Annotated in this window: 1 protein-coding gene; it reads left to right on the forward strand. The window is 73.7% G+C overall.

Annotated elements, in window-relative coordinates; translation table 11 throughout:
• Nucleotides 1–293: 293 nt before the first annotated feature.
• The coding region (locus IH61_RS49420) for a hypothetical protein (protein ID WP_234327543.1) at nt 294–605 on the forward strand (312 nt) is incomplete at its 3' end.

Below are 605 nucleotides of genomic sequence, written 5' to 3' on the forward strand. Positions count from 1 at the left end.
GGGTGGGGCTGGTCGGGGGCCGGTGGGGTGGTGTGGGTTGTTTTCGGGGGTGAATTCCGCTGGTTATTCCGGCCGGTTGTTTTGGTGGATTGGTTTCTGGTGGTGTTCTGAATTCGGTTGGAATGGCCGGGTGTGGGGTGTTGGCGGGGTCGGTGTTCGGTTTCTGCCGGGGCTCGGCCGGGCCGTCCCGCCTCTACCTCGCTGCCGCTGCTCCTCCGTCGCCGTCCGGGTGCTGCCGGTCGGGGGCGTGCCCTCCTGCCGCCGTCCGGGGCGTGCCGCCGTCCTGGTGCCGTGTGCTGGCCGCTCTCCGTCGCGGTCCCGGCGCCCGCCTGCCCGCCCTGCTGGGCCTGGTCGTCGTCCTGGTCGGCCGTCGGACCGTCCCGCTGCGCCGGGGTTCGGCCGCGCCGTCCCGCCGTCCGGGCTATCCGGTCGTCCAGGCCGTGCCTGCTGCTGCGCGGCCGTCTCGGGTTGCTGGTCGTCGTCGGGTGGCCGCCGTCCAGGCCCGTCCCGCCCCCGAGGTCGGTGGCTGTCAGGCCGCCGTGGAGGCCGCCCGTCAGGCTGCCCTGGTTGGTGTGCGGGAGGGGCTGGTGGCTATCCCTCGATGC

Origin of the sequence: Streptomyces sp. NRRL WC-3742 (genome assembly GCF_000720635.1) — a bacterium.
GTDB lineage: Bacteria > Actinomycetota > Actinomycetes > Streptomycetales > Streptomycetaceae > Kitasatospora.